The sequence below is a fragment of the Sphingomonas sp. GM_Shp_1 genome (genome assembly GCF_026540895.1).
Taxonomy (GTDB): domain Bacteria; phylum Pseudomonadota; class Alphaproteobacteria; order Sphingomonadales; family Sphingomonadaceae; genus Sphingomonas.
The window spans coordinates 19,725-31,484 of record NZ_JALNUR010000019.1 but is presented as its reverse complement, the minus strand read 5'-3'; the positions used below and the strand labels follow the sequence as shown (position 1 = coordinate 31,484).

The following is an 11,760-nucleotide window of genomic DNA, read 5'->3' as shown; positions in this document are numbered from 1 at the left end:
CCAACGCCCTTACCCCTCCCTCTTCCATCGGGAGAGGGAGGGAGGCGCGAAGCGCCGGAAGGCTAGAGCATGATGACATCACCTTGATCCCCCCTCCCCTTCAGGGGAGGGGCAGGGGGTGGGGCGTTTCCGCAGACGCCGCGCCCGGGGTGAGGCCCCACCCCAACCCCTCCCCTGAAGGGGAGGGGCTAGGCTTGGTTCGATCCCATGTCATCATGCCACAAGGTGTCTTATCCTTGGTCCTGCCTGGACCGAACCGCTCCGACCGCGTCGCGCCCGAACTGGACGATCAGCTCGCCGATCTCGCGCGCCTGCGACATCGAACGGGTGCCCTGTTCGCGCAGGAAATCGGTCTGGATGCGCATCACGTCGGACAGGTCCTTGGCGGAGGCCGCCGCGCGCATCGCCGAAAAGGCTTCGCGTGCATTGGTTTCCGCCTGGTCCAGCATCTTGAGCGTCACGGCCGATCCGCCTTCCGCGATCTTCTGACCCGACGCCTGCATCGCTTCGCCCGCGCCCTTCATCCGGTCGGTAAAGGCGCCAGCGCCCATATCGCCACCGATCGCGCCCGCACCGCCGCCATTTCCGAATTCGTCGGCCATGTCATCATCTCCTTGCCCATTACCGTTCGGATTGAACCCTTGGGCGGCCCGCGAGTTGCACGGCTTCCGGCCGGGCCTCAGCGGGCTCACAGGCGCTGGAAATACTGTTCCAGGATCGCGCGGCTCTTTTCGGTGGCGCGCAGATGCCCCGCCCCGGTCCGCTCGATCCAGTCGCGGGCGATCAGCAGGGCGATCGACTCCGCACCCGCCACGCTGTCGCCCGGCATCCCCGCCGCGTCGAACAGGGTCGCGTCGCTTTGCGGCTCGTCCGCGACGAACACGGCCAGCATGATCTCCCAGGCGGGATCGCTGAACAGGTCGGCATCGGGCCCCGCCATCGCTCGGATGTCCCGACGACGGCGCAGGATCATCGCGGCGCACTCGCGCGGGGTCGGCACGCGGGGCGGGCGCGGCACGGGCACGCCGCCCGCCTCGCCCGAAATCGCCTGGATGCGCGTCTGAACCTCCGCCATGATCGCGGTGAACTGGGTAAAGTTGGCGTGGTCCTCCTCGGGCCAGTGGAGCAGGCGCAGGTCAGACGTCATCGCGCTGCTCCCGCCACGGCAGGCTCCAGTCCGGGTCGCGCCCGTACAGCGCCAGCCTCCGCTGGTGCCGCATCACGCCCAGCGCCAGCAGCAGGATCATCGGATAGGCCAGCTTGCCCGCCGCCACCGCGTACATCCACGGCATCAGCCCCGGATCGAAGCCGCGCACCCCATGGACGCCGATGGCCAGCAGATGCACCGCGGCCAGCCATAAAGGCCAGAACCGATTGGCCACAGCCGCCATCACCGTCAATCCGCCCATCAACACCAGGTCGATGGCAAGCCCCATCGTATCGATCGAACGAAAGCTGGTCGCCGGGTCGAAGGGGATGAGCCAGGTCGCCCCTGAGGCGACGAGCAACATGATCGCGGTCCATCTTTCCGGCCGCCCCCCGCGCAGCAGGGCGTAGAGGCAGACCGCACCCTGCAGGATATTGAAGACATAGACGTGGATCACGGCGTGCGCCGGCGGGATGGAAGGGTATCGGGCATATCGCCGCGACGATCCTCAAGCCGCAACGCGCGGGCGTGTCGGGGCGACGAGGCGCGTCGCTTCGAGCGACTTCGCGCGGTCGTCGTGATCGCCCGTATCGAAGCCGACCCTACCGCCCACGCCGTCGCTCCTGATATCGTCGCCGCAGGCCTGATCGATCGTCATCATCGCCCGGCTCAGCAGTTCCAGGGCATGCCGCCCGACCGCCGCCGACAGCCGGGCTTCGGCCCGTGCCTGGGGTAATGCTACCGCCAGCGCGCCTGCCGTCGCGAAGGCCGCGTCCAGATCATTTTCCAGTTGCCCCAACAGGCGTGCCACCTGGACCGCCGCTTCATGCTCTGCCGTCATCGCGCGCCTCAACCCGTTCCCGAAGTCCGCACCCCGGAAAGGGAAGCGCGGCGAATCATGTTCAACCGGCAAGATGCGACATCCGACCGATGACGCGGGTCAGCACGTCCAGTCCGGTCGCCAGCATGCCGAATCCGACGGCGAGCGCGATGGCGATCATGGGAACCCATAACAGCCTTTCGGCCACCGTCATGTCGTTGCGAAGCTGGCCTCGCCGCCGAAAAGGAAGGGGCAAGCGGGGCGATGCGTGGACATGGCCGTCCTGCACCGCCCCACCGACCGTACTCCCATCCGGTGCTGTCGGCCTTGGCACGGGGTTCGGTTCGGATGACAGCCCCGTAGAATCGGGTATGATTTTACTGGGGTCAGTTTTCGCAGGGTTTTCCGTATCTTGGCCGGAATCCTGGGCCTCGAACTCGGCCAGCGCCAGCGCCGCCTCGCGCCGGTTGCGCGCGCCCAGAAGGCGCACCGCCTCCGCCAGATAGCTGTCGACCGTGGACTTGCCCAAACCCAGTTCGGCGGCGATTTCCTTGGACCCCATGAGTGCCTTCACGCCGCGCAGGCACTGGCGGTGACGACGGGTAAGAAGGGCGAAACGTTCGGGAGTCATCTCGTTTTCCGGCCACGCCGGAGGATCCGTCCAGGCATGAGGACGCCCTAGCCGCGACTATGGGTGGTCGCCAAGCGCTTCCGCGTCCGATCCGGGCCTGTTCGAACTATTAAGAAACAAAGTTAATCGATTTACCGGATGGGTTGAATACTTAGGAGCCGGACTTGCCCGGCATCTTGATGGCCTCGATCGAATCGAGCGCGCGGAGCAGGTCGTCGAAGGCAGCGTCCTCCTCCACCGGAAAGGAGCGACGAAAGCCGGAGCCCAGCACGTCGAGATCGCGCTGGGTCAGCAGGCCGACCGCGACGATCGGATCGGCGCGGCGCGGCGCGGGCGGCCGATCCCGCGTCATTGGCATCGCCCTATCGGGGCACGGCCGTTCCGTCCCAGCAGGATTTCGTGGCACGCGGCATTTTGGCACGGCGCAGGCATAGGAAATCGTGTCACTTTCAGGCCGCGCATCGTCCGAACTCCATTCATGATGGCTGAACCCGTCATTCGGCGTGCCTGTTCCACGCATTTTCGGCAGTTGCGACCGGGCACCGGGACAGTCGGTCCGACTTGACCCCGTTTCGTCCCGGCTTTCGCACGCGGACACCCTTCCCTCTGAGCCAACCCATTGCTAAGGCCGCGCGTGTCAACCGGATCTATCCCCGGCGCGCCTGCTCGCGGCTGAAGCTGCCGTGTCCCACTGGGCGTGCCCGGCTCGACCAAGAAGGGACGCCCATGACTGCGATAGGCCAGGACAGCCTGAACACCCGCTCGACGCTCGACGTCGACGGCAAGAGCTATGATTATTACAGCCTCGCCAAGGCCTCCGAGCAGCTCGGCGATATCAGCCGCCTGCCCTTCTCAATGAAGGTGCTGCTGGAGAATCTGCTGCGCTTCGAGGACGGCAAGACCGTCACGCGCGAGGATATCCAGGCGATCGTCGACTGGCAGAAGACCCAGCGTTCGGACCGCGAGATCCAGTATCGCCCGGCCCGCGTGCTGATGCAGGACTTCACCGGCGTTCCCTGCGTGGTCGACCTCGCCGCGATGCGCGACGCGATCACCAAGCTGGGCGGCGACGCGGCCAAGATCAATCCGCAGGTTCCCGTCCACCTCGTCATCGACCACTCGGTCATGGTCGACGAGTTCGGCACGCCGCAGGCGTTCGAGGATAACGTCGACCTCGAATATCAGCGCAACATGGAGCGTTACGAGTTCCTGAAGTGGGGCTCCAAGGCGCTCGACAATTTCTCGGTCGTTCCGCCGGGCACCGGCATCTGCCACCAGGTGAACCTGGAATATATCGGCCAGGCCATCTGGGCTTCGACCGAAACCGGCGAGCACGCCAAGGGCGGCGCGACGATCGCGTACCCGGATACGCTGGTCGGCACCGACAGCCACACCACGATGATCAACGGCCTGGGCGTGCTCGGCTGGGGCGTCGGCGGGATCGAGGCGGAAGCCGCGATGCTCGGCCAGCCCGTGTCGATGCTGATCCCCGAAGTCGTCGGCTTCAAGCTGACCGGCAAGCTCCAGGAAGGCATCACCGCCACCGATCTGGTGCTGACCATCACCCAGATGCTGCGCGCCAAGGGCGTGGTCGGCCGCTTCGTCGAGTTCTACGGCCCCGGCCTGTCGTCGATGACGCTCGCCGACCGTGCGACGATCGCCAACATGGCGCCCGAATATGGCGCGACCTGCGGCTTCTTCCCGATCGACGACAAGACGCTCGACTATATGCGCCTGACCGCGCGTTCGGACGAGAATGTCGCGCTGGTCGAGGCTTATGCTAAGGCGAACGGCTTCTGGCGTCATGACGATGCCGCCGACCCCGTCTTCACCGACACGCTGGAACTGGACATGTCGACGGTCGTGCCGTCGCTGGCCGGTCCGAAGCGTCCGCAGGACAAGGTCGTCCTGACCGAAGTGGACGACGTGTTCAACGCCGACCTCGCCAAGGTGTACAAGAAGGAAGCGCCCGCGCGCGTCGCGGTCGACGACCGTGGCCATGACATCGGCGACGGGGACGTCGTGATCGCCGCGATCACCAGCTGCACCAACACCTCGAACCCGAGCGTCCTGGTCGCCGCCGGTCTGGTCGCCCGCAAGGCGAACGCGCTGGGCCTGAAGCCCAAGCCCTGGGTCAAGACCTCGCTCGCCCCCGGTTCGCAGGTCGTCACCGACTACCTCGACAAGGCGGGCCTGACCGCCGATCTCGACGCGATCGGCTTCAATCTGGTCGGCTATGGCTGCACCACTTGCATCGGCAATTCGGGTCCGCTCGCCGAGCCGATCTCGAAGGCGATCAACGGCAACGACATCGTCGCGGCCTCGGTCCTGTCGGGCAACCGCAACTTCGAGGGCCGCGTCTCGCCCGACGTGCGCGCCAACTTCCTCGCCTCGCCGCCGCTGGTGGTGGCCTATGCGCTGAAGGGCACCGTCACGCAGGACATGCGTGAGACGCCGATCGGCCAGGGCAAGGACGGCCAGGACGTCTATCTCAAGGACATCTGGCCCTCGAACGACGAGGTCCGCACCCTGATGGATGCGAACATCGACGACGAGATGTTCCGCTCGCGCTACGGCAATGTCTATGCGGGCGACGCCAAGTGGTCGGCGATCGAGGTGACCGGCTCGGACACCTATAGCTGGCCGACCGGCTCGACCTATGTCGCCAATCCGCCCTATTTCGAGGGCATGGAGATGACGCCGAAGCCCGTCACCGACATCATCGAGGCCAAGCCGCTCGCCATCCTGGGCGACTCGATCACCACCGACCACATCAGCCCGGCCGGTTCGATCAAGGCCGACAGCCCGGCAGGCATCTTCCTGCAGGAGCATCAGGTCGCCAAGAAGGACTTCAACTCCTATGGCGCGCGTCGCGGCAACCACGACGTGATGATGCGCGGCACCTTCGCCAATATCCGCATCAAGAACGAGATGGTGCCGGGTATCGAAGGCGGCATGACGAAGTATGAAGGCGAAGTGATGCCGATCTATGACGCAGCGATGCGTCACAAGGCCGACGGCACGCCGCTCGTCATCGTCGCGGGCAAGGAATATGGCACCGGTTCGTCGCGTGACTGGGCGGCGAAGGGCACCAACCTGCTCGGCGTCCGCGCGGTCATCACCGAGAGCTTCGAGCGTATCCACCGTTCGAACCTGGTCGGCATGGGCGTGTTGCCGCTTCAGTTCGCCGAGGGCGTGACCCGCGAGACGCTGAAGCTGGACGGCAGCGAGAGCTTCACCATCCAGGGTGTGGCTGGCCTGCGTCCGCGTCAGGATGTCGAAGTGATCCTGGCCCGCAAGGACGGCTCGACCGAGACCTTCCTGACCAAGTGCCGCATCGATACCGTCAACGAGCTGGAATATTTCCTGAACGGCGGCATCCTGCAGTACGTGCTGCGCAACCTGGCGGCGTAAGCTGCTTTCCCGAGGGCGGGCCCGATGGCCCGCCCTTTTTGGGATGCGAAAAGCCCGTCCGGAGCGATCCGGGCGGGCTTTTTCATGCGTTGAATCAGGAGACATGCGCTTGATCCCCCCTCCCTTCAGAAGAGGGATCGGGGGTGGGCGCCTCCGCCAGCGCACGGCTCTTGGACAGGCCCCACCCCAACCCCTCCCCTGAAGGGGAGGGGCGCGGTCTGGATTTCCCGCTTCGGATCCGTGATGCCCTCCAATCCTCCCCAAGCCATGCTTGGGGAGGGGGACCGCGCCCGTCAGGGCGTGGTGGTGGGGCAGGCCGCCCCGCCCCTCCACCACCGCGTCGCGGCGGCTCCCTCCCCGCGCTGTCGCGCAGGGAGGACTGGGTCAGTCGGCGACCTTCTGCGCCTCGACGATCCGGGCGTCGCTGCCGAGAGTATAGAGATAGGTCTTTCGCTCCTCCGATCCCGGACGGAGTCGTTTGAGAATGCGTTCCTGCTCCCTGGTCAGCGCGAAGCGGGTATAGCCCGACCGGATCAGACAGCCATTCACCTCGTCCTGAAGCTGGGCCTGCAACGCATCGACATGCTGGTCGGGGCGGTACATGCGCCGCAGCATGACCTGCCGCTCACTCTTGTCGAATATGGTGTCGTTTCCCACCGCCGGCATGTTGTTCTCGCGTTCGAGCACCTCGAAGCCGCGAACATATTTCTTGGCCTCATCGTCCCCCGCCACATCCCGCCGCGCCGCCTTCAGCATGCATTCGCGGCTGCCGCGGTCGAACAGTTCGCGCGACGATCCGGGTTTGCCCCAGCTATAGCTTTGGGTCGATTTGGCCGTCGCGGCGGAACCGGACAACAGCGCGATGCCCACGCCCAGCGGAATGATGGCTCGCAACATGATCTCTCCCACGGCTTGCCACGGCGATGCCCGCCGGGTCAGCCCCGTCATTCCGACGGGCACGGGGATCATAGCCTTGCGGGACGGCCCGGCTCAATGCGGGCGTTGCGACTTTCGCAGCGCGGTCTCGCGCTCCAGCCGTTCGAGCATCGCCTCGATCGACTCCTCCGCCCGGTCGGGACGCGGCAGGGCGGCGCCCTGGTCGACGGCCTCGGGCTCGCGCATCGGCGGGATCGGCATGGGTTCGGGTCCGGACGGCTCCGCGTCCAGCGGCGCGAAGGGGCGGACCGGTTCGCGCGGCGTCGTCAGGATGGCATCGGGATCATAGGCGGCCAGCGGCTGGTCGAGATCGGCGGGCAGCGTTCGCTCGATCACCTCGTCCTCCACCGGGGGCGGCGGTGCCCCCAGTTCGGCGGCATGGAGCGGGCGGCGCGGCGGTGCGTCGGGATGCCGGTCGGAACGGCGGACCGAGGGCACATAATCCTCGTCATCCTCGCGCTCGACCGGGGCCTTGCGCGCCAGCAGCCCGCCCGGCCCCCAGAGCAGATAGGCGATCGCCCAGACCACCGCACCGCCGCCGATCCCGGCGAAACCGGCCAGCAGCAACCGGGCCTTTGTCCCCAGCGGCGGCTGCGCGGCGGAAACGAGGTCGGCCAGCCCCAGTTGCGCGACCAGCATCTCCAGCCGCCAGCCCGGCGCGATCAGCACCAGAAGGGCGAGGAACACACCGACGGCCCCACCGATCAGGGCGGGGGCGAAGCGATAGGGAGAGGGCGTGGCGGTGAAGGTCATAGGCTGTTCGTCGACGCCCTGTGTAATAGCCGCTGGTAAACAGGTTCGTAACGGCGAATATTCGACGCCCAATCGCGTTCCTTCTCGACAAATACCCGCCCCGCCGCCCGCCGGGCGTCCCAGATCGCGCGGTCCGCCAGCAGATCCGCCAGCGCATCGGCCAGCGCCGCCGGGTCGTCGGGCGGGAACAGCGTGCCCGTCACCCCGTCGCGGATCAGCTCGCGATGGCCGCCGACATCCGATGCCGCCACGAGTCGCCCCTGCGCCATCGCCTCCAGCGGCTTGAGCGGGGTGACCAGATCGGTCAGCCGCATCTTCTTGCGCGGATAGGCGAGCACATCGACCAGGCCGTAATAGCGCTCGACCTCCTGATGCGGCACGCGGCCGACGAAGCGGATCGCGTCGGCCACCGGCGAGGCTTCCGCCTGTGCGCGCAACGCCGCCTCCATCGGGCCGCCGCCGACCAGCAACAGTCGTGCCTTGGGCCGTGCCGCGACCAGGCGCGGCATGGCGGCGATCAGGTCGTCCAGCCCTTCATAATCATAGAAGCTGCCGATGAAGCCGATCACCTCGGCCCCCTCCAGCCCCCATTCCGCCGCCAGCGCTGCGTCGCGCGGCACCGGCTGGCCGAACAGGGTCAGGTCGACGCCGTTGGGCGAGACGATGATCTTGTCCGCCCCGACTCCCCGCGCGATCAGGTCGCCGCGAAGCCCCTCGCAGATCACCGCCACCGCATCGGCGCGGGCGCAGGCCCAGCTTTCCACGGCGCGGGTGACGCGGTAGCGCGCGCTCCCCTCCACCCCGGTGCCGTTGCCGACCGCCGCATCCTCCCAAAAGGCGCGAATCTCATAGAGCAGCGGGAGGCCGCGCCGCCGCGCCACCGCCCATCCGGCCAGCGCGTCGAGGACCGGGGAATGGGCATGGAGGATGTCGGGGCGAAACGCCTTCACCGCCGCATCGATCGCGCGGACCTGCGCCGCCAGCCCGGCCCCCTCGCCGATCACACCGCGTCGCCCCGCGCCGCCGCCCTGGACCGGCGTGCGATGGAAGGTCAGGCCGTCGACCGTCTCGACACCGCCCTTCCCCGCCCCCTGACGCGACCCGGTGACGGCGGCGACGGTCATCCCCGCCGCCTCCTGGGCCTTCAGGATCGCGCGGGTGCGAAAGCTGTACCCGCTTTGCAGCGGCAGGCCATGATCGAGAATATGCAGGATACGCATGACGTTGTGCCTGTCATGCCACCCCTTAACGCCGCGTCAACCGCCGGCTTATAAGCGTCTGGGGACGTTGACGGCTTTGGGACGGAAAGAAGGGCGATGATCGACAGTTTTGCCCTTTTGCTCACCCATGGCCTGATGCTGATCGCGGCATGGCGGCTGCTCGGCCGACGCGATCTGGACCAGGAGGGGGAGGAGCGCCCTTCCCGGGCCGATCGGCTCCGCACCCAGGGGCGACGCCCCGATGCGTGACCTGTTCCTGATCGGATTTCTTTTCAGCCTGTTCGCCATGGGGCTGCGACGGCCGTTCCTGATGGTGCTGGCCTATATCTATATCGATATCGTCTCGCCCCAGCGGCTGACCTATTATCTGCTGAACACGGTGCCGATCTCGCTGATCGCGGTGGTCGCCGCGCTGGGGGGATGGGCGCTGGCGGACGACAAGCGCGACAGCCGCTTCACCGCGCGGCAGGGGGCGATCCTGCTGCTGCTGATCTATTGCGCGATCACCACCTATTTCGGCGCGGACTTCCCGGTCGAGGCCAAGGACAAATGGGACTGGGTGTGGAAGGCGTTGGCCTTCGCCGTCTTCCTGCCGCTGACCCTGCGAACGCGATTGCGGGTCGAGGCGCTGCTGCTGTTCATGATCCTGTCGCTCTCCTCGATCGTCATCGTCGGGGGGATCAAGACGCTGTTCTCCGGGGGCGGCTATGGCGAGCTGAACCTGATGGTGAACAACAATACCGGGCTGTACGAGGGCAGCATCATCTCGGCGGTCGCGGTGGCGGCCATTCCGGTCATCCTGTGGCTGATGAAGCATGGCACCATCTTCCCGCCCGACTGGCGGGTGCGGGCGTTCGGCCTGGGGCTGATCTTCGCCTGTCTGCTGATCCCGGTCGGCACCTCGGCACGGACGGGGTTGCTGTGCATCGGCCTGCTGGCGGTCCTGATGCTGCGCGATGTGAAGCGCCGCCTGCTCTATATCGGCGCGCTGGCGGTGGCGGGGATGGCGGTCGTGCCGCTGCTCCCCGCCTCCTATACCGAACGGATGAACACCATCCGCACCTATCAGGGGGACGAGTCCGCCTCGACCCGGCTGGCGGTGTGGAAATGGACGCTCGACTATGTCAGCTCCAATCCGTTCGGCGGCGGGTTCAACGCCTATCTCCAGAACAGCCTGCGCTACGACATCACGACCGTCCGGGGATCGGCGCATGACAGCAAGGTGGAGCAGAAGGTCACCACCGACCGTGCCCGCGCCTATCACTCCAGCTATTTCGAAATGCTGGGCGAGCAGGGTTGGCCGGGCCTGTTCCTGTGGTTGGGCATCAATATCGCCGGGCTGTTGCGGATGGAGTCGCTGCGCCGTCGCTATCGAAAGGCGGACGATCCGCTGCACTGGGGCGGGCAACTGGCGGGCGCGCTCCAGCATGCGCACCTGATCTACCTGCTGGGCGGGGCGTTCGTCGGGATCGCGTTCAATCCCTTCCTCTATCAGCTGATGGCGGCGCAGATCGGCCTCGACACCTATCTGGCGCGACGCACCCGCGAGGGACGGCAGAAGGCGATGCCCGGCAACCGCCCCCTCAGGCCCAGCACTATTCCTCCCCTGTAAGGGGAGATGCCAGGGCGAAGCCCTGACGGAGGGGTGTCCCCGTTGGCGAGGTTGGCCAAGCTCACGGCTGGCTACACCCCTCCACCATGCTTCGCATGGTCCCCCTCCCCTTGCAGGGGAGGAATAGAGTGAATGTCGATCCGCCCTAGAATCGCCGCGCCGTGGGCGTGATCCCGGCACCCAGGATATTGCCCCGGATCACCAGTGGCTCGCCCGACCAGTTACCGACGAAGACCGGCTTGAAATCCACGCCGGGCGCCAGCCGCGCGCGGTTGTTCTCGACCACCAGGCCGGACGAGTCGTTCTTCGCCCCCTCCGGCGCCACGGTGATCAGGGTCGAGTGATTGTCCTTGTCGCGGCCGAACACGAACTCATTGCCCGCGATCCGCCCCTTCGCGCCGTTGGACAGGTCGATCATGTAATTGGTCGAATGGCCGTGGCTGTCGTCGAAACTGCTGTCGAGCACCTCGACATAAGGCGCGCGCGTCTTGACATAATGGCCGCCCTGCCCCCGCTCAAACCGGCAGGCGACGACGCGCAAGCTCTTGTAGCGGCCCAGATAAATGCCATGCGCGCCATTGCCGGTGGGATCGTTGCCCAGTCCGGAGAAGGTCGAATGATCGACCATCACGGTGCCGTTCGGGTCCTCGGCGGACAGGATCCCCGACTGGCTGTCAAGGAACATCGCGTTGCTGACGGTCAGCGGGCCCTTCTCGATCCGAATGCCCGCACCATTGCCGTCGCCGACCTCGATATGGCTGAAGACGATGCCCTCGATCTGCGCGCCACGCCCGCGCAGCACGAGCGCCGCTTTCCCTTCGCAGGCGACTCGGGTGAAGATCACCTTGCCCGGTTCGGCGGCGACATAGGCGATTCGCCCCGCCCCCTGAACCGCACATTCGCGGTAGGTGCCCGGCGCGATGCGGATCGTGCCCTCGCCATCGCCGATCGCCGCGATCGCTGCTTGCAGCGTCGGAAAGCCGCGCCCGCCGACCGTGAAGGGGTGCGCGCTTGCCTGCGCAAGGGCGACGCCGGAGGTCAGACCGATCAGCAGCAGCGGAGCGAGGCGCATCGATATATCCTGAAATAACAAGCGGGCGCCGCATCCTGCCACGCCTTGGGCAGCGATGCGACGCCCGGCTGAGTCCCGTCGCGGGATGCACCCCATTTCCGATGGGGCGGGGGACCGCGCTTGCAGGGCGTGGTGTAGAGGGATGAACGGTCCGT

At 66.7% G+C, this 11,760-nt stretch carries 13 protein-coding genes; 3 read left to right on the top strand and 10 right to left on the bottom strand.

Annotation, left to right across the window (positions count from 1 at the left end; all coding sequences use genetic code 11):
• Nucleotides 1-230 precede the first annotated feature (230 nt).
• The 6 genes from OXQ33_RS11035 to OXQ33_RS11010 form a co-directional block, all read right to left on the bottom strand.
• Nucleotides 231-602 (bottom strand): phasin family protein, encoded by a 372-nt coding sequence (locus tag OXQ33_RS11035; protein ID WP_267434742.1) that lies wholly within the window; start codon nucleotides 600-602, stop codon nucleotides 231-233.
• Nucleotides 603-688: 86 nt separating this feature from the next.
• Entirely contained in the window at nucleotides 689-1,147 is a 459-nt protein-coding gene (locus OXQ33_RS11030) for a hypothetical protein (RefSeq protein WP_267434741.1), read from the bottom strand.
• Nucleotides 1,137-1,604 (bottom strand): hypothetical protein, encoded by a 468-nt coding sequence (locus tag OXQ33_RS11025; RefSeq protein WP_267434740.1) that lies wholly within the window; start codon nucleotides 1,602-1,604, stop codon nucleotides 1,137-1,139. Before OXQ33_RS11025 ends, OXQ33_RS11030 begins: the two co-directional genes overlap by 11 nt.
• Before the next feature lie 51 nt (nucleotides 1,605-1,655).
• Nucleotides 1,656-1,988, bottom strand: coding sequence for a hypothetical protein (locus OXQ33_RS11020; protein WP_267434739.1), 333 nt, complete (start codon nucleotides 1,986-1,988; stop codon nucleotides 1,656-1,658).
• Between the two features lie 61 nt (nucleotides 1,989-2,049).
• Complete coding sequence (locus OXQ33_RS11015; RefSeq protein ID WP_267434738.1) at nucleotides 2,050-2,598, bottom strand: helix-turn-helix transcriptional regulator; 549 nt, start codon at nucleotides 2,596-2,598, stop codon at nucleotides 2,050-2,052.
• Nucleotides 2,599-2,749: 151 nt separating this feature from the next.
• A complete protein-coding gene (locus tag OXQ33_RS11010; RefSeq protein WP_267434737.1) occupies nucleotides 2,750-2,950 on the bottom strand; it encodes a hypothetical protein in 201 nt (66 codons plus the stop codon).
• A 374-nt stretch (nucleotides 2,951-3,324) separates the two neighbouring features.
• Between OXQ33_RS11010 and acnA the strand changes: the two genes are divergently transcribed.
• Nucleotides 3,325-6,012, top strand: a complete 2,688-nt coding sequence (gene acnA / locus OXQ33_RS11005; RefSeq protein ID WP_267434736.1) for an aconitate hydratase AcnA — start codon at nucleotides 3,325-3,327, stop codon at nucleotides 6,010-6,012.
• 384 nt (nucleotides 6,013-6,396) lie between these two features.
• On the opposite strand, the gene OXQ33_RS11000 is transcribed toward acnA, so the two are convergent.
• The 3 genes from OXQ33_RS11000 to OXQ33_RS10990 form a co-directional block, all read right to left on the bottom strand.
• On the bottom strand, nucleotides 6,397-6,909 hold the full coding sequence (locus OXQ33_RS11000; protein WP_267434735.1) for a hypothetical protein: 513 nt from the start codon (nucleotides 6,907-6,909) through the stop codon (nucleotides 6,397-6,399).
• Between the two features lie 93 nt (nucleotides 6,910-7,002).
• Nucleotides 7,003-7,701 (bottom strand): hypothetical protein, encoded by a 699-nt coding sequence (locus OXQ33_RS10995; RefSeq protein WP_267434734.1) that lies wholly within the window; start codon nucleotides 7,699-7,701, stop codon nucleotides 7,003-7,005.
• Nucleotides 7,698-8,921: a TIGR04063 family PEP-CTERM/XrtA system glycosyltransferase gene (locus OXQ33_RS10990; RefSeq protein ID WP_267434733.1), complete on the bottom strand. Its 1,224-nt coding sequence runs from the start codon at nucleotides 8,919-8,921 to the stop codon at nucleotides 7,698-7,700. Before OXQ33_RS10990 ends, OXQ33_RS10995 begins: the two co-directional genes overlap by 4 nt.
• 96 nt (nucleotides 8,922-9,017) lie before the next feature.
• On the opposite strand from OXQ33_RS10990, the gene OXQ33_RS10985 reads away from it, so the two are divergent.
• Both OXQ33_RS10985 and OXQ33_RS10980 read left to right on the top strand, forming a co-directional pair.
• Nucleotides 9,018-9,170: a hypothetical protein gene (locus tag OXQ33_RS10985; protein ID WP_267434732.1), complete on the top strand. Its 153-nt coding sequence runs from the start codon at nucleotides 9,018-9,020 to the stop codon at nucleotides 9,168-9,170.
• Entirely contained in the window at nucleotides 9,163-10,533 is a 1,371-nt protein-coding gene (locus OXQ33_RS10980; RefSeq protein WP_267434731.1) for a putative O-glycosylation ligase, exosortase A system-associated, read from the top strand. Before OXQ33_RS10985 ends, OXQ33_RS10980 begins: the two co-directional genes overlap by 8 nt.
• Nucleotides 10,534-10,678: 145 nt before the next feature.
• Here the strand turns inward: OXQ33_RS10980 and OXQ33_RS10975 are convergent, their stop codons facing one another.
• Nucleotides 10,679-11,605, bottom strand: a complete 927-nt coding sequence (locus tag OXQ33_RS10975) for a right-handed parallel beta-helix repeat-containing protein (RefSeq protein WP_267434730.1) — start codon at nucleotides 11,603-11,605, stop codon at nucleotides 10,679-10,681.
• Nucleotides 11,606-11,760 lie beyond the last annotated feature (155 nt).

Coding starts and splice junctions, on each gene's coding strand:
- OXQ33_RS11010 (WP_267434737.1), bottom strand. CDS start 2,950: ATGACGCGGGATCGGCCGCCCGCGCCGCGCCGCGCCGATCCGATCGTC.
- OXQ33_RS11020 (WP_267434739.1), bottom strand. CDS start 1,988: ATGACGGCAGAGCATGAAGCGGCGGTCCAGGTGGCACGCCTGTTGGGG.
- acnA (WP_267434736.1), top strand. CDS start 3,325: ATGACTGCGATAGGCCAGGACAGCCTGAACACCCGCTCGACGCTCGAC.
- OXQ33_RS11035 (WP_267434742.1), bottom strand. CDS start 602: ATGGCCGACGAATTCGGAAATGGCGGCGGTGCGGGCGCGATCGGTGGC.
- OXQ33_RS10990 (WP_267434733.1), bottom strand. CDS start 8,921: ATGCGTATCCTGCATATTCTCGATCATGGCCTGCCGCTGCAAAGCGGG.
- OXQ33_RS11000 (WP_267434735.1), bottom strand. CDS start 6,909: ATGTTGCGAGCCATCATTCCGCTGGGCGTGGGCATCGCGCTGTTGTCC.
- OXQ33_RS10980 (WP_267434731.1), top strand. CDS start 9,163: ATGCGTGACCTGTTCCTGATCGGATTTCTTTTCAGCCTGTTCGCCATG.
- OXQ33_RS11030 (WP_267434741.1), bottom strand. CDS start 1,147: ATGACGTCTGACCTGCGCCTGCTCCACTGGCCCGAGGAGGACCACGCC.
- OXQ33_RS10995 (WP_267434734.1), bottom strand. CDS start 7,701: ATGACCTTCACCGCCACGCCCTCTCCCTATCGCTTCGCCCCCGCCCTG.
- OXQ33_RS11015 (WP_267434738.1), bottom strand. CDS start 2,598: ATGACTCCCGAACGTTTCGCCCTTCTTACCCGTCGTCACCGCCAGTGC.
- OXQ33_RS10975 (WP_267434730.1), bottom strand. CDS start 11,605: ATGCGCCTCGCTCCGCTGCTGCTGATCGGTCTGACCTCCGGCGTCGCC.
- OXQ33_RS10985 (WP_267434732.1), top strand. CDS start 9,018: ATGATCGACAGTTTTGCCCTTTTGCTCACCCATGGCCTGATGCTGATC.